Here is a 14,646-nt window from a genome sequence, read left to right on the forward strand (position 1 = left end):
CTGGGACGTGGAGGCGTCGCCTAGTCTGGTCTATGGCGCCCGCCTGCTAAGCGGGTTTGGGGCTACAACCCCATCGAGGGTTCAAATCCCTCCGCCTCCGCCGCGACACTGCGCCAGGGCAGGACAGAACCCTCGTACCCCAACGGGCACGAGGGTTCTGTGGTTCCCGGACCGGTATGCCGATCACGCGGGGGTGTCTGTCTCGGACCCGTCGTCGGTGGGGTCGACGTCCGGGTCCGAGGTGGACTCGGACTCGTCGGCCGCCTCGTCGGCCTGCTCCACGTCGTCGGGCCCGGCGTTGCGGATGCGCTCGTCGATGGCGTCGACGACCTCGGCGGCGTCACTACCCGGCGGCAACGGTTCGACGGCCGAGAGGGGGCTCTCGCCGGTGGCCGGGTCGTTGGGTCGCGGGTCCATGAGGTCTCCTGTCGTCGGTCCGTCCCGGTCCGGGCGGAGCGCTGTCTCCCAGCAAACCAGAGTTCAGCCTTCGAGGCGCTGCTCCAGGGTGTGCAGCTCGTCGGAGAGCTGCTCCGGCAGGGAGTGGCCGAACTTGGCGAACCACTCCCGGATCATCGGCAACTCCGCGCGCCACTCCTCGGCGTCGAAGGCCAGCGCCGCCTGCACCTGCTCGGTGCTCATGTCGAGACCGGTCGTGTCGATGTCGGCCGGATCCGGCAGGAAGCCGATCGGGCTCTCGGTGGCACTGACCCGGCCCTCGATGCGGTCGATGACCCACTTGAGCACCCGGGTGTTCTCCCCGAAGCCGGGCCACAAGAACCCACCGTCGGCGTCCCGGCGGAACCAGTTGACCAGGAAGATCTGCGGCATCTGGGACTCGTCGTGCTGCTTGCCGACGGTGAGCCAGTGCCCCAGGTAGTCGCCGGCGTTGTAGCCGATGAAGGGCAGCATCGCCATCGGGTCGCGGCGCACCACACCGACCGCGCCCGTGGCGGCGGCCGTGGTCTCCGAGGACAGGGTGGCTCCCAGGAAGGTGCCCTGCTGCCAGTCCCGGGCCTGTGTCACCAGCGGCACCGTGGTCTTGCGGCGGCCGCCGAAGAGGATCGCCGAGATCGGCACGCCCCGCGGGTCGTCGTACTCTGCGGCCAACGTCGGGACCTGCTCGATCGGCGTGCAGAACCGGCTGTTCGGGTGGGCGGCTGGCCGGTCACTGTCGGGGGTCCAGTCGCTGCCCAGCCAGTCGGTGAGCTGCGCGGGCGGCTCGTCGGTCATCCCCTCCCACCACACGTCGCCGTCGGGGGTGCGGGCGACGTTGGTGAAGATCGAGTTGCCCTGCTCCACCGTGTGCATGGCGGTCGGGTTGGTGCCCCACCCGGTGCCGGGGGCGACCCCGAACAGGCCGAACTCCGGGTTCACGGCATACAGCCGGCCGTCCTCGCCGAACCGCATCCAGGCGATGTCGTCGCCGACGGTCTCGGCCTTCCACCCCTCGAGCGTGGTCTGCAGCATCGCCAGGTTGGTCTTGCCGCAGGCCGAGGGGAACGCGGCCGCCACGTAGTGGACCTCATCCTGGGGGGAGGTGAGCTTGAGGATGAGCATGTGCTCGGCCATCCAGCCCTCGTCCCGGGCGATCGCCGAGGCAATGCGCAGCGCGTAGCACTTCTTGCCCAGGAGCGCGTTGCCGCCGTATCCGGAGCCGTAGGACCAGATGGCCCGCTCCTCGGGGAAGTGCACGATGTACTTGGTGGTGTTGCAGGGCCAGGCGACGTCCTGCTCACCCTCGCGCAGCGGAGCACCGACGGAGTGCAGCCCCTTGACGTAGTCGGCCTGCAGCTCCTCCATCCGCGCCAGCACCTCATCGCCGATGCGGGCCATGATCCGCATCGAGGCGACCACGTAGGCACTGTCGGTGATCTCGATGCCGAACATCGGCTGCTCGGCGTCCAGGTGACCCATCACGAACGGGATGACGTACATCGTGCGGCCGGCCATCGCGCCGTCGAACAGCGGGTTGAGGGTCGCCTTAATCTCCTCAGGGGCCATCCAGTTGTTGGTGTGGCCGGCGTCCTCCTCCCGCACCGAGCAGATGTAGGTGCGGTCCTCGACCCGCGCGACGTCGTCGGGGTCGGACGCCGCGTGGAAGGAGTTGGGCTTCTTGGTCTCGTCCAGCCGGGTGAAGGTGCCGGCGGCGACCAGGCTCTCGTTGATCTGGTGGGACTCCTCGTCGGAGCCGGTCACCCAGACGACCCGGTCGGGGCGGGTCAGCGCGGCCACCTCCTTCACCCAGGCGTCGAGCTCGGTGTGCGTGGTGCCCCGGTGGGCGGTGCTGTCCATGACTGTGTCGTCCCTTCTGGCGCCGGTGCCAGGTCGTCGTGGGGGTTCCCGGCAAACCTACTGGTTGTAGGAGTGGTCCATGGCGCTCCCCGGTGTTGCCTTGCTCACGTCCGGACGTGTGGGCCCTCGCTGGATTTCTCCACCGGGCTGGGGCTCCGGTATTGTGAGGCGCTGTTGCCACGCGGCAACACTGCGCCCGTAGCTCAACGGATAGAGCATCTGACTACGGATCAGAAGGTTAGGGGTTCGAATCCCTTCGGGCGCGCGCTGTGTTGAGACAGTCAGAGAACGCCCCCGGGTCTCCCCGGGGGCGTTCTCGGTTGACGGGCTCTCCTGGCCTCAGTCGGTGACCCAGACGGAGAAGTAGTACCCCACCCCGCCGGGGTGCTCCCAGCATCCACCGATGCGGATGCGTGGCTCGTCCGCGTTCTCCGCCGCCTCCGCGTCACGGACGCTCTGGCAGGTCGCCGCGGTGTCGAAGGGGCCCCTGTCCCACACCTTCGTGTCGGCGACGGCAGTCGTGGTGCTGGCGGCGAACAGCGCGCCAGCGAGAACAGTTCCGGTTGCAGCCTTTCGAATCTTGGACATGTCTCCTGGGTAACAGGTTCTGGGATGGCTTGCAAGACAAGCGCGTAGCCCAGCAGGGCTACTCGGCGAGCAGGAGGGACAACCCACGCCGGCAGGCGTCTGCGTCAAACGTCGTGCTCCGGCGCACCGTCAGCGTGTGCTGGACGAGCCCGTCCAGGAACGCCGCGACGAGGGGGGCCCGGGCGGCTCCGTCGTCGACCCCGCACTGCACCAGCGCCTCGCGGAGGGCCTCCAGCAGCCGCTGGTGGCCTCCGGCCAGATGGTCGGGCAGTTCCTGGGCCAGGGACAGCCGCGCCAGGGTCGCGTCCGCGTCTGCGCACAAGGCGGCGGCGAACGAGGTCAGACGATCGAGCAGTTCTTCGACGGATGCCGGCGAATCCGGCCAGCGCGCCACGTCGCGCTCCTCGAGCCGGGAAGCGACGCCGGCCACCAGCGCGGCCCGGGTGCGGAAGTGGTTGGACGTGGTGCCCTGTGGGGCGCCGGCGGCCGCATCGACCGCGCGGTGAGTCAACCCCCTGGCCCCCGCCCGGGCGACCACCGTGATGGCGGCGTCCAGCAGCGTGTCCCGGCGGTTCGGCATACGGTCCACGGTATCACTACAAAAGTAGTACTCTGGCCGTATGCAGGACCTCACCATCGTCGGCGGCGGGATCGCCGGGCTTGCCCTGGCTTCCGTCCTCGACCCCGACAGGTGGCGGGTGACCCTCGTGGAGGAGCGTCCCGACCGCACCGAGGCCGGGCACGTCCCTGGGAATGTTCCCCGACACCATGCGCGCGCTCGACACGATCGGTATCGGGGCTTCGGTCCGCGCGGGGGCCCCGCACCTGACGACCGGGCAGGTCCGCAACGCCAGGGGTGAGGTCATCGCCGGGCTGGGCGGCGCACGGGTGTGGCTGGTGCCTCGCCCGAGCCTCGTGGGTCTGCTGGACGCGGCGGTCCCGGACTCCGTATGTCGAGTCACCCGTAAGGTGACCTCGCTCGCCGACCTGGGTGGTCACCCGGCCGTGGTCGTCGGCGCGGACGGTGTGCACAGTGCACTGCGTCGCTCTGTCTGGGGTAGCGCGACCGCGGCCCGCAGGACCTCGTATGTCGTGGTGCGGGGTGTGATCGACGGGGAGACGGACCGGTTGGTCGAGCACTGGGGCCCGGGCCGGATGTTCGGCGCGACCCCGCACAGCCCGGGCAGGCTCAACTGGTTCGCTGCGTTCGGGGCCGGCGATGAGGTGCTCGTCGACGGGGTGGGCGGTGCGCTGGAGGCGGCGCGGGAGCGCTACGCCCGGTTCCCCGCGGAGGTGCGTGCCGTGCTCGCGGCAGCTTCACCGGAGGACTCCCTGGCGCAGCGGTTGTGGACGGCGCCCCCGTTGGGCCGCTACGTGCGGGGGCGGGTGGTGTTGATCGGGGACGCCGCACACGCGATGACGCCGAACCTGGGCCGCGGGGCCTGCACCTCGATCGAGGACGCCGTGACCCTGGGCGCGGCGCTGAACCGGCTGCCAGTGCGGCAGGCGCTCGCGCGCTACCAGCGGCGCCGGTGGGCGCCGACCCAGGTCACCAGGCTGGGCGCCTCGGCGGTGATGGGTCTGGCCACGCTGGACCGCCGCGGGAGTGGCCTGCGGGATGTCGCGCTGCGGCCCGTCCGGCCGCGGGCGACCCGGGGGTCGGTAGTCTCGCGGGGGTGAGCGAGACTCCCGCGGTCCTGGCCTTCGACACCTTCGGCACGGTCGTCGACTGGTTCACCGGGATCAGCACCGCTGTGGCGCCGGTCCTGCCCGACGTCGACGCCGGCGAGTTCGCAATGGCGTGGCGGGCGCGGTACGCCCCGGCCCTGGCTCGCGTCGAGGACGGAACCGAGCCGTGGACCGGCCTGGACGTGCTGCACCGCCGCAACCTGGTCGTCGAGCTCGAGGAGCGCGACCTGCACCTCGACGAGGACTCGATCGACGAGTTGACCATGGCCTGGCACCGGTTGCCGGCCTGGCCGGACGCGCCGGCTGCGCTGGCCCGGCTCAAGGAACGTTTCATCATCGCCCCGCTGAGCAACGGCTCGGTGGCGCTGCTCACGCATCTGGCCAAGCACGCGGGCCTGCCCTGGGACCTGATCGGGGGCAGTGACCTGTGGCAGCACTACAAGCCTGCCCCGGAGACCTACCTCGGGCTGGCCAGGATGCTGGAGGTCGAGCCCGGTGACGTGATGATGGTCGCCGCCCACTTCCACGACCTCGACGCCGCCAGGGCGCTGGGCCTGCGGACCGCCTTCATCGAACGGCCGCGGGAGAACGGCCCCTACGGTGCCGACACCACCCCACGCGATGAGCACCCGCTGCACTGCCGGGACCTCGACGACCTGGCCGACCGGCTGCTCGCCCCCTCATAGGATGAGGGGCATGGAGCCGCTCTCGCAGGACCAGACCGCCCGGGTCGTCGCCCTCGCGATGGACCTGGCCCGCCAGGGAGAGACGGCAGGTGTGCTGGAGTTCCTCGACCACGGCCTGCCGATCGACGCCCAGGACCCCGAGGGCAACACCGCCCTGATGCTGGCCGCCTACCACGGGCACGCCGCCACGGTGCGGGCCCTCGTCGAGCGGGGGGCCGACGTCGACCTGCGCAACGCGCGGGACCAGTCGCCGATCGCCGGTGCCCTCTTCAAGGGTGAGCAGGACGTGGTCGGTGTGCTGCGCGCGGCCGGCGCCGACCTGGACGCCGGCACCCCCAGTGCCCGGGCCGCCGCCGAGATGTTCGGCCGCACCGACCTGCTGGACTGACGCGGGCAGGCAGGGCCGACACACGGCATACGAGAAGTGCCCGGGCGACCACTGGTCACCCGGGCACTGCTGCGTGCGGAGGTCAGGCCGCGTCGTTCTCCGAGTTGGCGTCGGTGTCATCCAGCGTGCCGGCCTTGAGGGCCTCGATCGCGGCGCGGACACCCTCGCCGTAGGCCGGGTCGGCCTGCGTGCAGTTGCTGGATGTGCGCGCTCGACAGTGGCCTCCGAGGCACCGTCGATGGCTCGCGCCGTGTTGGCGAACAGCCGCTGCTGCTCCTCCGGGGTCATCAGCCGGAACAGGTCGCCGGGCTGCTCGAAGTAGTTGTCGTCCAGTCCTCGCGGAAGTTGAAGCGGTCCGCGCGTCGCCCTGCAGCGCCTGGCTCGGCTCGGCGTACTCCGGCTGGCCCTGGAAGCGCCCGTAGGCATTCGGGGTGTAGCCGGGCACGCTGCCCTGGTTGCCGTCCACCCGGCCCTGGCCGTCGCGGTGGTAGGTGTTGACGAAGCGGGCGCCGTGCGGGTAGTTCACCGGGATCTGGTGGTGGTTGACACCCAGGCGGTAGCGGGCCGCGTCACCGTAGGAGAACAGCCGGCCCTGCAGCATGCGGTCGGGGGAGAAGCCGATGCCCGGCACCACGTTGGCCGGGGTGAACGCGGCCTGCTCGACGTCGGCGAAGTAGTTCTCCGGGTTGCGGTTGAGCTCGAACTCGCCCACCTCGATCAGCGGGTAGTCCTTCTTGGACCAGACCTTGGTGAGGTCGAACGGGTGGAACCGGTAGCCCTCGGCCTCCGCCTCGGGCATCACCTGGACGTAGAAGCGTCCACTTCGGGTAGTCGCCGCGCTCGATGGCCTCGTAGAGGTCGCGCTGGGCTGGACTCGCGGTCCTCGGCGACGAGCGCGGCGGCCTCGGCGTCGGTGAGGTTCTTGATGCCCTGCTGGGTGCGGAAGTGGAACTTCACCCAGAAACGCTCGTTGTCGGCGTTGATCGAAGCGAGTAGGTGTGCGAGCCGAACCCGTGCATGTGCCGGTAGCCGTCCGGGATGCCGCGGTCGGACATCACGATGGTCACCTGGTGCAGCGCCTCGGGCAGGTTGGTCCAGAAGTCCCAGTTGTTCTCGGCCGACGCGCAGGTTGGTCCGCGGGTCGCGCTTCACCGCGCGGTTCAGGTCGGGGAACTTGTGCGGGTCGCGGAGGAAGAACACCGGGGTGTTGTTGCCGACCATGTCCCAGTTGCCCTCCTCGGTGTAGAACCGGAGGGCGAAGCCGCGGATGTCACGCTCGGCGTCGGCGGCGCCGCGCTCGCCGGCGACGGTGGAGAACCGGGCGAACATGTCGGTCTGCTTGCCGACCTCGGAGAAGATCGCGGCCTTGGTGTAGCTGCGTGATGTCCTGGGTGACGGTGAAGGTGCCGAAGGCGCCGGAGCCCTTGGCGTGCATCCGGCGCTCCGGGATGACCTCGCGGTCGAAGTGCGCGAGCTTCTCCAGGAACCACACGTCCTGCAGCAGCATCGGGCCGCGGGGCCCGGCGGTCATGGCGTTGTCGTTCTCGGCCACCGGGGCGCCGGCGGCGGTGGTCAGCGGCTGCTGGTTGTCCTGGAAGGTCATCATCTCTCCTGTCGTTGGCGACTGTCGGACTCGTGGGAAATCTGGGGGGACGCCGGCCTCCCGGGCCAGGCAGTCGGGGCAGGTGCCCCAGTAGATGACCTCGGCGCGCTCGATCGCGTAGCCGTGGTCGTCCGAGGCCTCCAGGCAGGGTGCGGCGCCCGTCGCGCAGGCGACGTCCGTCGACCTCGCCGCACTCCCGGCACACCAGGTGGTGGTGGTTGTCGCCGCGGAACAGCTCGTAGCGGGCCGGGGAACCCTCCGGCTCGAAGCGGCGCAGGATCCGGGCGTCGGTCAGCGCGTGCAGCACGCCGTAGACCGCCTGCGTGGACACGGTGCCGAGACGCTCGTGGACGGCCGCGCGGATCGTCTCGGCGGTCGCGTGCGGGTGGGCCTGCAACTCCGCGAGCACGGCCAGGCGCGGCGCCGTGACCCGCAGGTCGGCGGCGCGCAGCAGTGCTTCGTGCGGCGTGGCCATGCATCTCATCCTAGGTCGTTGTTTGGAATTACTCAAATCAGGTATGCAGTCAAGCGGGTGCCGCGGTGGTGTCGCCGTGGGTGAGGGCCCCGGGGCCGGGAACGTGACCGTGGACACACCGCACGGGAGGTATCAGGATGAACTCGTCGGCATCCTCAAGGTGTCAGGGCAGGAAGGCAGAGGTGGCACGCATGGGCAACGCGACTCCGCAGGACGCCGTCCCGGGTGCGGACGTGCCGGAGCTGGGACTGGTCGACCGCGCCGCGCTGGCGTTCACGGCATACAAGGACGGGGACCGGGCCCAGATGGGCGTGCTCGTCGACCTGCTGACCCCCCTGCTCTGGCACACCGCCAGGGGGCAGGGGCTGACGGGCCCGGCGGCCGAGGACGTCGTGCAGACGGCGTGGCTGCGCCTGGTCGAGCACGCCGCCCGGATCGAGAGCCCCCGCGCGGTGGTGGCCTGGCTGTTGACCACGGTGCGGCGGGAGTCCTGGCGCACCGGCAAGGCGTCCGGGCGCGAGGACGGTGACCTGGAGGCGGTGCCCGAGCCGCTCAGCGAGGAGCCGACCCCCGAGACGGCGACGCTGCTCAGCCAGCAGGAGCGGGTGCTGTGGCGCAACCTCGCCCGGCTCGGCGACCGCTGCCAGCACCTGCTGCGGGTGATCGCCTTCGCCGACCGCCCCGACTACGCCACGATCGCCGAGACCCTCGGCATGCCGGTCGGGTCGATCGGCCCCACCCGGGGCCGGTGCCTGCGCAACCTGCGCCGCTTCCTCACCGACGACCCCGAGTGGGATGGAGTGCTGACATGAGTGCCACCGACGACGAGTTCGCGGCCGCGGTGCTGCCCCGGATCAGGGCGACGTGGTCCCGGCTGGACCCCGTGCCCGCCGGGCTGACCGACGACATCAAGTTCGCGCTGACAGTGCGACTGCTCGAGGCCGAGGTGGCCGAGATCACCCAGGCCCCCGCCCTGGCCGCGCGCGGTGACACCGCCGAGCGCAGCCGGAGCATGACGTTCACCGGCAGCGTGGTCAGCCTCATGGTCAGCGTCACGGAGGAGGGCGACACCCTGCGGCTGGACTGTTGGGTCACCGGGGGCCCGGCCGAGGTCGAGGTGCGGCGGGGCGAGGAGGTCGTGCTCTCCCAGGAGTCCGACGACGTCGGTAGGCTGGTCTTCGACCAGGTGCCCCGGGGGCCCGTGCACTTCGTGGTGTGGCCCGGCGCCGACCACGGGGCACGCCCCCTGATCACGCCGGCCGTCGACCTGTGAGGTGACCCGCGAGCAACCTCGGGCCCACGCGCGCTCTCCTCGACGAGGGGATCGCCGAGAACACTGCCGGGAGGCCCACCCGGGCAGCCCGGGCGCTGCGCCGCGTCCTCCGCGCGGTCGGTGACGGGTCGGCCTCGCCCGAGCATGCCCGCCTGCTGGCGCGCGCAGCGATGGGCCTGGCCACGGCCGAGTTCGAGCGCGGCGGGCTGGACGTCGCCCTCCAGTGGCTCACCCGCGCGGAGCAGGCGGCCCGGGAGCTGGCCGACGGCGACCTGCGCACCCTGTGCCTGTCCCAGCGCGCCACCCTGCTGGGACGCAGCGGCCACATCGCCCAGGCCCGCGAGGCCATGGAGCAGGCACTGGCGGGGCTCGACACCCTCGAACGCCGGGACCAGAGCGTGCTGCTGCTCAACTCCGGGGTGATCCTGCTGATGGCCGGCGAGCTGGCGGAGGCCTGGGAGCGGTTCGACCGCAGCGCCGCCATCGCCGGGTCCGGGGACCACCCCCGGGAGGCGTTCATGAGTCGCTTCAACCAGGGCTACGTCGCCTACCTGCGGGGCGACCTGCCCCAGGCGCTGGGCGCCCTGCGCGAGGCCCAGAGCCTCGGCGTGGACGTCTCGGCCGCCGCCACGCTCCTGGACCGGGCCCGGGTGCTCCTGGAGGCCGGCCTGCTGCCCGAGGCCCACGAGGCGCTGGAGGAGGCGGCGGCGCTGGCGACCGGGGAGCCGCAGCGGCAGATCCTCGGCGAGATCGAGGTGGAGCTGGCCCGCACCTGCGTGCTGCTCGGCCGGTTCGTGGAGGGCCGCACCTGGGCCCAGCGGGCCCGCCGCCGGTTCAGCCGGCGGGCAGCGCCGGTGTGGGCGGCCCGGGCGGAGCTGATCCAGGGGCAGGCCAACCTGCTGGCGGGGCAGCGCACCCGTGCGGCCTGGCGCACCGCGGAGACCGTCAGCAGCCGGCTGGCCGGGGCCGACTGGACCCTCGACGCCGAGCACCGGTTGATCGCGGCGGACGCGGCCTGGCGGTGCGGGGAGGTGGACCGGGTGCGGGACCACCTGGCCGCCGTGGAGCGGATCCGGCTGCGGCTGCCGCTGCGGGCCCAGCTGCAGGCGGCCCACCTCAAGGCCCAGGTGGCCCGTGGCGACGGTCACCCGGCCCGGGCCCGGCGGATCCTCGACGACGCCGCCCGGCTCCTGGTCCGCGAGCAGGCCGGCAGCGCCAGCATCGACCTGCGGGCAGCGACCTCCATGTACACCGCGCCGCTGGCCCGGTTGCACCTGGACCTGGTCCCCGACCAGCCGAGGGCACTCTTCGAGTGCACCGAGCGGTGGCGCGCCTCCAGCCAGCGGCTGCAACCCGTCCGGCCACCGGCGGACCGGGTCCAGGCGGAGCTGCTCACCGCGCTGCGGGAGGTGCGGATGCAGCTGCGCACCGAGGACCTCGGCGCCGCCCGTGAGGAGCTGCTCCACCGGGAGTTCCAGCTGAGCCGGGAGGTCCGTGCCCAGTCGTGGGAGCACCGCGGCAGCGGCGCCGGCGCGGTCGCGGTCTCCTACTCGCGCGACGCGGGAGCGGCTGGCCGAGGCGGACGCGGACCTGCTCTCCCTGTTCGTCCGTGACGAACGGTTCTACGGCATCGTGCTGGGCAGGCCCCGGTCCCGCCTGGTCGAGCTGGGACCCGCCGAGACCGTGATCGACCTGGCCAAGCGGGTCCGGGCCGACCTGGAGGTCGCGGGCCGGTTCGAGCTGGGGGCCTTCCAGGCGGCGGTGTGGGACTCGCTGCAACGGTCCATCGCGACCCTCGATGAGTTGCTGATCGCGCCGTCCCGCTGCGGCGACCGACGGCTCGTGATCGTGCCGCACCGCCACCTCACGGCCCTGCCCTGGGCCATGGCGCCGTCGTTGCGGGGGACCCCGCTCGTGGTCGCGCCGTCGGCGACGGACTGGACCGCCCGCTCCGGCACGCCGCAGTCCAACGGGCACGCGCGGCCCGTGGTGCACGCCTTCGCCGGGCCCGGGCTCTCCCATGCCGACGCCGAGGCCAGGCAGGTCGCCGGCGCGTGGGCCGCGGGCAGCTTCGTCGACTCGGCGGAGAGCACGACCGGGGGGCTGCGGGACGCGCTGGCCGGCTCCGACCTGGTGCATGTCTCCGCGCACGGGAGGCACAACCCCCGCAACCCGATGTTCGCCTCCATCCAGGTGAGTGACGGGCCGCTGTTCGTCTACGACTTGGAGCACACCGGGGTGCGGGCCAAGCACGTGGTGCTGAGCGCCTGCGAGGTGGGGCAGTCGGCGGTCCAGCCGGGCGAGGAGCAGCTGGGGCTGGCCGCGGGCCTGCTGCGGCTCGGGGCGCGCAGCGTGCTCGCCGGGGTCGCGCCCGTGCCCGACCACGCGACGGCGGACTTCATGGCGGCCTACCACCGCAGGCTGGTCTCCGGCGAGCCCGCCGACGAGGCGCTGGCGGCGGTCACGGCGGCCGAGGGCGGGACTGGGCGGGGTGTTCTCCCTCTTCGGTGCGAGCTGGCAGAGCCGGCCCTGACTTCGGCCCTGGCGCTTGGGTCAGGCCCCTGTGCCCCGACCAGACCCTGGCTGGTGCCCGGGTCAGACCTTGTCGGCCTGCTGGGTCGCCGGGTCCCACTTGGTGATGCCGTCGGCCTGCCAGCCGCGGTCCTTCACCGTCTCCCGGGCCTCCCGCTTCCAGGGGCCGGTGAGGCGGTCGACATAGAGGTAGCCGTCCAGGTGGTCGGTCTCGTGCTGCAGGCACCGGGCCAGGTAGCCGTCCCCCTCCACCACGACCTCGTTGCCGTCCAGGTCGGTGCCGGTGACCCGCGCACGCGGGTGCCGGGCCAGCGGGAAGTACTCCCCGGGCACCGACAGGCAGCCCTCGCCGTCCTCGTCCTCGTTCAGCGGGCTGGGGGTGCCCAGGCGCTGCAGCACCGGGTTGATGACGACGCCGCGAGCGCGCTCGCCACCCTCGGTCGGGCAGTCGTAGACGAAGATGCGCAGCCGGACCCCGACCTGGTTGGCCGCCAGGCCGACCCCCTCGGCGGCCTCCATGGTGTCGTACATGTCGGCCACGAGGGTGCGGATCTCGTCGGTGACCTCCCGCACCTTCTTGGTCGGCTGGTGCAGGGCCTTGTGGCCGAGGACGGTGATGGGCCGGACTGCCACGGGGAGCTCCTAGGTGCGGGGGCTGAGGGTGCGCACGGCGGGACGCGCGGCACGATACTAGGTGACCTCCCGGCATACCCGGGAGCCCGGCTCCGCCCCGCTCAGCCGCGCGGCCGGGTCACCCGCGGGATGGGCCCCGTGATGTCCGGGTCCGCCGCGACGTCCCCGTCGGTCTCCCAGGCATCCGCCTCGACGTCGTCCCACACCGGCCGCCCGGCGTCGTCGGAGACCTCGGGCACCGCCTGCGACCGCTCGCGGCGCCGCGAGCGGCGGGGCTGGCTCCACGTGCTGATCGGCTCGTACCCGGTGGCGATGGGTTGGTATGCCGAGACCTCCTCCCGGGAGACCTCCCAGCCGCGGTCGGTCGGCTCCGGGAGGGCCTGCGCCCCGGGGGACGCTGCTGCGGGGGCCTCCTCCGTGGGGGGCCGGGGGGAGTCTGTCTCGTCGTGGTGCCGCTCGGGACGCACCCGCGGGGGCGCCGGGTGGAGGTCCTCGTCCGGGTCGTGGCCGCCGGTGCCAAAGAGGGTGTCGCACAGCTTGCGGTAGGTCTCGTCCGGGTCGACCACCCAATTGATCTCGCGCATCGCCTGGTCCTGACCCGCGGACTCCAGCAGGAACTGGCCGTAGCCCAGCACCCGGCTGATCGGCGACCGGGCATAGTTCATGTCCGTGACCTTGCGGATCGGCATCATGGCCACCCGGTGGGTGATCAGGCCGTAGGTCATCAGCAGCCGCTTGTCGGTCGCGACGAACCACTCGTTGCGCCACTCCAGGGCCTTCCACAGCATCCGCGCGACGAGGGCGAACCAGACCCACCACAGGGCAAGGGCGATCGGGCCGATCGCCGCCTCGGCCCGCGCCCCGACGAACGCGACGACGAGGAAGCCGAGCAGGACGGTGCCCACGGGCTCGATCATGCGGGCCCAGTGGTGCCGGTTGGCCACGACGATCCGCTCGTCCGCCAGGACGTAGCGCTCGAGGATCCGGCTGTTGATCCGGCTGCCCGCGGCCACGGCGGCCTAGTTGATCAGTGCCGAGAAGAACCGCCCGATGTTGCGGAAGCCCTGGGCGATGATGTCCCAGACGGCCTGCAGGATGTCCGCGGCCCGCTCTGGGCTGGTGATGACGGCGTAGACCAGGAACCCGAAGACGAGCCAGATCAGGATCACCTTGATCTTGCTGGGCATCGGCACTCCTTCGGCTGGTGGGTATGACGGTGGGCACAGGAGTCCACACTGCCGTTCAGTCTGGCAGCCGGGCCCTCCGTTGCCGGGAAGGCACGCCGAGTGCGGGCCACCCGGGGGACCGCGGGAGGACCAGGTCCGTTAGGGCCGGAGCAGGCCGGAGCGGTCCAACCGGTCGAGTGCCTCGTCGATCTCCTCGGTGCCGCCGGCGAAGCTGAGCCGGACCATCCGGCCGCCGTGGACGGTGTCGAAGTCCACGCCGGGGGTCAGCGCCACGCCCGTCTCCGCGAGGACCTGCGAGCACCAGCCCAGCGAGTCCTCGGTCAGGTGGCCGACGTCGCACCAGGCATAGAACGCGCCGTCCGGCGGGGCGAAGGACCCCAGCCCCACCTCCGGGAGGCGACGCAGCAGCAGGTCCCGGTTCACGGCATACCGGCGCACGTGCCCGTCCAGCTCCTCCCTGGCCTCGGCGGAGAAGGCGGCGACGGCGGCGTGTTGGGAGATCGCGGGAGGACAGATCGACAGGTTCTGCGTGAGCACCTCCATGGGCCGGCGCAGCGGTGCCGGCACCAAGGCCCACCCGAGTCGCCAACCTGTCATCGAGAAGTACTTGCTGACCGATCCCATCACCACCCCGGAGCGGGAGGTCTGCCAGGCGCTGGCGGCCGGCCGGCCGTAGCCGATGCCGTGGTAGATCTCGTCGCTGATCAGCAGGCAGCCCACCTCGTCGCACCAACGTGCGATGGCGGCCAGCTCGGCGGGGTCGATGATGGTGCCGGTGGGGTTCGACGGGCTGGCGACGACCAGCCCGCGCGGCGGCTCGGGCAGCGCCTCCAGCATCGCCACCGTCGGCTGGTAGCGGGCGTCCGGCCCGCAGTCCAGCTCCAGCACCCGGCAGCCCAGTGCGGCGAGGGTATTGCGGTAGGCGGGGTAGCCGGGTCGCGTCATAGCGACCGTGTCACCGACGTCGAACGCGGCCAGGAACAGGGTGGAGAACGCCCCGGAGGACCCCGTGAACACCACGACGTCGTCGGCCGTGACGTCGATGTCGTACCAGTCTCGGTGGTGCGCCGCGATCGCCTCGCGCAACGCCAGGATGCCGGTCGCTTCGGTGTATCCGAGCACCTCCCGGGTCAGCACCTCACCGGCCGCCCGCAGCACCGCGGCTGGCGCAGGCGTCGAGGGCTGACCGGCGCACAGGAAGATGGCGTCCCCGTGGGTGCGGGCACGTTCGGACGCGGCCCGCAGCACCTCCATCACGTGGAACGGCTCCACCCCGCTGCGGGCGGAGGGGCCGACCACG

General features: G+C 72.0%; 17 protein-coding genes, 2 tRNA genes and 4 pseudogenes. 10 read left to right on the top strand and 13 right to left on the bottom strand.

All coding sequences use genetic code 11. From position 1 onward, the window contains the following. The first annotated feature begins 9 nt into the window (after window positions 1-9). Window positions 10-100, top strand: a tRNA-Ser gene (locus tag AC1QRC_RS04375). A gap of 83 nt (window positions 101-183) precedes the next feature. Here the strand turns inward: AC1QRC_RS04375 and AC1QRC_RS04380 are convergent. Together AC1QRC_RS04380 and AC1QRC_RS04385 are read right to left on the bottom strand one after the other, a co-directional pair. Further along, window positions 184-417 (bottom strand): hypothetical protein, encoded by a 234-nt coding sequence (locus AC1QRC_RS04380; RefSeq protein WP_484205595.1) that lies wholly within the window; start codon window positions 415-417, stop codon window positions 184-186. 63 nt (window positions 418-480) lie between these two features. Next, window positions 481-2,292, bottom strand: a complete 1,812-nt coding sequence (locus tag AC1QRC_RS04385; protein ID WP_484205596.1) for a phosphoenolpyruvate carboxykinase (GTP) — start codon at window positions 2,290-2,292, stop codon at window positions 481-483. Window positions 2,293-2,484: 192 nt separating this feature from the next. Between AC1QRC_RS04385 and AC1QRC_RS04390 the strand changes: the two genes are divergently transcribed. Beyond that, window positions 2,485-2,557: transfer RNA gene (locus AC1QRC_RS04390), tRNA-Arg, on the top strand. A gap of 74 nt (window positions 2,558-2,631) precedes the next feature. Here AC1QRC_RS04390 and AC1QRC_RS04395 read toward each other — a convergent pair. Further along, window positions 2,632-2,880: a hypothetical protein gene (locus tag AC1QRC_RS04395; RefSeq protein WP_484205597.1), complete on the bottom strand. Its 249-nt coding sequence runs from the start codon at window positions 2,878-2,880 to the stop codon at window positions 2,632-2,634. A gap of 58 nt (window positions 2,881-2,938) precedes the next feature. Further along, the gene (locus AC1QRC_RS04400; protein ID WP_484205598.1) at window positions 2,939-3,460 is read right to left on the bottom strand and encodes a TetR/AcrR family transcriptional regulator; all 522 of its coding nucleotides are present in this window, start codon (window positions 3,458-3,460) and stop codon (window positions 2,939-2,941) included. A gap of 40 nt (window positions 3,461-3,500) precedes the next feature. On the opposite strand from AC1QRC_RS04400, the gene AC1QRC_RS04405 reads away from it, so the two are divergent. From AC1QRC_RS04405 to AC1QRC_RS04420, 4 genes are read left to right on the top strand one after another with little or no spacing between them, the layout of a single operon-like run. After that, complete coding sequence (locus AC1QRC_RS04405) at window positions 3,501-3,740, top strand: NAD(P)-binding protein (RefSeq protein WP_484205599.1); 240 nt, start codon at window positions 3,501-3,503, stop codon at window positions 3,738-3,740. Then, complete coding sequence (locus tag AC1QRC_RS04410; RefSeq protein WP_484205600.1) at window positions 3,634-4,560, top strand: FAD-dependent monooxygenase; 927 nt, start codon at window positions 3,634-3,636, stop codon at window positions 4,558-4,560. Before AC1QRC_RS04405 ends, AC1QRC_RS04410 begins: the two co-directional genes overlap by 107 nt. Next, complete coding sequence (locus AC1QRC_RS04415) at window positions 4,557-5,255, top strand: haloacid dehalogenase type II (protein ID WP_484205601.1); 699 nt, start codon at window positions 4,557-4,559, stop codon at window positions 5,253-5,255. Before AC1QRC_RS04410 ends, AC1QRC_RS04415 begins: the two co-directional genes overlap by 4 nt. Window positions 5,256-5,265: 10 nt before the next feature. Continuing rightward, window positions 5,266-5,643 (top strand): ankyrin repeat domain-containing protein, encoded by a 378-nt coding sequence (locus AC1QRC_RS04420; RefSeq protein WP_484205602.1) that lies wholly within the window; start codon window positions 5,266-5,268, stop codon window positions 5,641-5,643. 261 nt (window positions 5,644-5,904) lie between these two features. Here AC1QRC_RS04420 and AC1QRC_RS04425 read toward each other — a convergent pair. From AC1QRC_RS04425 to AC1QRC_RS04445, 5 genes and pseudogenes are all read right to left on the bottom strand, one after another. Beyond that, a pseudogene (locus AC1QRC_RS04425) lies at window positions 5,905-6,069 on the bottom strand (hypothetical protein); the annotation flags it as partial. Between the two features lie 52 nt (window positions 6,070-6,121). Next, a pseudogene (locus AC1QRC_RS04430) lies at window positions 6,122-6,442 on the bottom strand (catalase); the annotation flags it as partial. After that, window positions 6,442-6,972, bottom strand: a complete 531-nt coding sequence (locus tag AC1QRC_RS04435; protein ID WP_484205603.1) for a catalase — start codon at window positions 6,970-6,972, stop codon at window positions 6,442-6,444. The pseudogene AC1QRC_RS04430 and the gene AC1QRC_RS04435, both read right to left, overlap by 1 nt. After that, window positions 6,914-7,249, bottom strand: a complete 336-nt coding sequence (locus AC1QRC_RS04440) for a catalase (protein ID WP_484205604.1) — start codon at window positions 7,247-7,249, stop codon at window positions 6,914-6,916. Before AC1QRC_RS04440 ends, AC1QRC_RS04435 begins: the two co-directional genes overlap by 59 nt. Before the next feature lie 235 nt (window positions 7,250-7,484). Further along, window positions 7,485-7,730 (bottom strand): annotated as a pseudogene (locus AC1QRC_RS04445) (Fur family transcriptional regulator); the annotation flags it as partial. Between the two features lie 182 nt (window positions 7,731-7,912). Here AC1QRC_RS04445 and AC1QRC_RS04450 point away from each other — a divergent pair. From AC1QRC_RS04450 to AC1QRC_RS04465, 4 genes and pseudogenes are all read left to right on the top strand, one after another. Further along, window positions 7,913-8,533: an RNA polymerase sigma factor gene (locus AC1QRC_RS04450; RefSeq protein ID WP_484205605.1), complete on the top strand. Its 621-nt coding sequence runs from the start codon at window positions 7,913-7,915 to the stop codon at window positions 8,531-8,533. Then, complete coding sequence (locus AC1QRC_RS04455; RefSeq protein WP_484205606.1) at window positions 8,530-8,994, top strand: hypothetical protein; 465 nt, start codon at window positions 8,530-8,532, stop codon at window positions 8,992-8,994. The genes AC1QRC_RS04450 and AC1QRC_RS04455 overlap by 4 nt, the downstream gene beginning before the upstream one ends. A 170-nt stretch (window positions 8,995-9,164) precedes the next feature. Further along, a complete protein-coding gene (locus AC1QRC_RS04460) occupies window positions 9,165-10,607 on the top strand; it encodes an ATP-binding protein (protein ID WP_484205607.1) in 1,443 nt (480 codons plus the stop codon). A gap of 148 nt (window positions 10,608-10,755) precedes the next feature. After that, window positions 10,756-11,442: pseudogene (locus tag AC1QRC_RS04465) on the top strand (CHAT domain-containing protein); the annotation flags it as partial. Between the two features lie 147 nt (window positions 11,443-11,589). Here the strand turns inward: AC1QRC_RS04465 and def are convergent. The 4 genes from def to AC1QRC_RS04485 all read right to left on the bottom strand — a co-directional run bounded on the left by def (window position 11,590) and on the right by AC1QRC_RS04485 (window position 14,645). Further along, entirely contained in the window at window positions 11,590-12,159 is a 570-nt protein-coding gene (gene def / locus AC1QRC_RS04470) for a peptide deformylase (RefSeq protein ID WP_484205608.1), read from the bottom strand. A gap of 101 nt (window positions 12,160-12,260) precedes the next feature. Next, window positions 12,261-13,172 carry a PH domain-containing protein gene (locus AC1QRC_RS04475; RefSeq protein ID WP_484205609.1) on the bottom strand — a complete coding sequence of 304 codons (912 nt, stop codon included), beginning with the start codon at window positions 13,170-13,172 and terminating at the stop codon, window positions 12,261-12,263. Between the two features lie 6 nt (window positions 13,173-13,178). Continuing rightward, window positions 13,179-13,346 (bottom strand): hypothetical protein, encoded by a 168-nt coding sequence (locus AC1QRC_RS04480; protein ID WP_484205610.1) that lies wholly within the window; start codon window positions 13,344-13,346, stop codon window positions 13,179-13,181. A 138-nt stretch (window positions 13,347-13,484) separates the two neighbouring features. Then, window positions 13,485-14,645, bottom strand: coding sequence for an aminotransferase class I/II-fold pyridoxal phosphate-dependent enzyme (locus AC1QRC_RS04485; protein ID WP_484205611.1), 1,161 nt, complete (start codon window positions 14,643-14,645; stop codon window positions 13,485-13,487). Window position 14,646 lies beyond the last annotated feature (1 nt).

The sequence above is a fragment of the Ornithinicoccus sp. genome (genome assembly GCF_057176825.1).

Bases quoted from the DNA above. Each gene is read 5' to 3' on its own strand.
- AC1QRC_RS04455 (WP_484205606.1), top strand. From the start codon at position 8,530: ATGAGTGCCACCGACGACGAGTTCGCGGCCGCGGTGCTGCCCCGGATC.
- AC1QRC_RS04480 (WP_484205610.1), bottom strand. From the start codon at position 13,346: ATGCCCAGCAAGATCAAGGTGATCCTGATCTGGCTCGTCTTCGGGTTC.
- AC1QRC_RS04440 (WP_484205604.1), bottom strand. From the start codon at position 7,249: ATGATGACCTTCCAGGACAACCAGCAGCCGCTGACCACCGCCGCCGGC.
- AC1QRC_RS04395 (WP_484205597.1), bottom strand. From the start codon at position 2,880: ATGTCCAAGATTCGAAAGGCTGCAACCGGAACTGTTCTCGCTGGCGCG.
- AC1QRC_RS04450 (WP_484205605.1), top strand. From the start codon at position 7,913: ATGGGCAACGCGACTCCGCAGGACGCCGTCCCGGGTGCGGACGTGCCG.
- AC1QRC_RS04410 (WP_484205600.1), top strand. From the start codon at position 3,634: ATGTTCCCCGACACCATGCGCGCGCTCGACACGATCGGTATCGGGGCT.
- AC1QRC_RS04435 (WP_484205603.1), bottom strand. From the start codon at position 6,972: ATGTTCGCCCGGTTCTCCACCGTCGCCGGCGAGCGCGGCGCCGCCGAC.
- AC1QRC_RS04400 (WP_484205598.1), bottom strand. From the start codon at position 3,460: ATGCCGAACCGCCGGGACACGCTGCTGGACGCCGCCATCACGGTGGTC.
- AC1QRC_RS04385 (WP_484205596.1), bottom strand. From the start codon at position 2,292: ATGGACAGCACCGCCCACCGGGGCACCACGCACACCGAGCTCGACGCC.
- AC1QRC_RS04405 (WP_484205599.1), top strand. From the start codon at position 3,501: ATGCAGGACCTCACCATCGTCGGCGGCGGGATCGCCGGGCTTGCCCTG.
- AC1QRC_RS04420 (WP_484205602.1), top strand. From the start codon at position 5,266: ATGGAGCCGCTCTCGCAGGACCAGACCGCCCGGGTCGTCGCCCTCGCG.
- AC1QRC_RS04380 (WP_484205595.1), bottom strand. From the start codon at position 417: ATGGACCCGCGACCCAACGACCCGGCCACCGGCGAGAGCCCCCTCTCG.
- AC1QRC_RS04460 (WP_484205607.1), top strand. From the start codon at position 9,165: ATGGGCCTGGCCACGGCCGAGTTCGAGCGCGGCGGGCTGGACGTCGCC.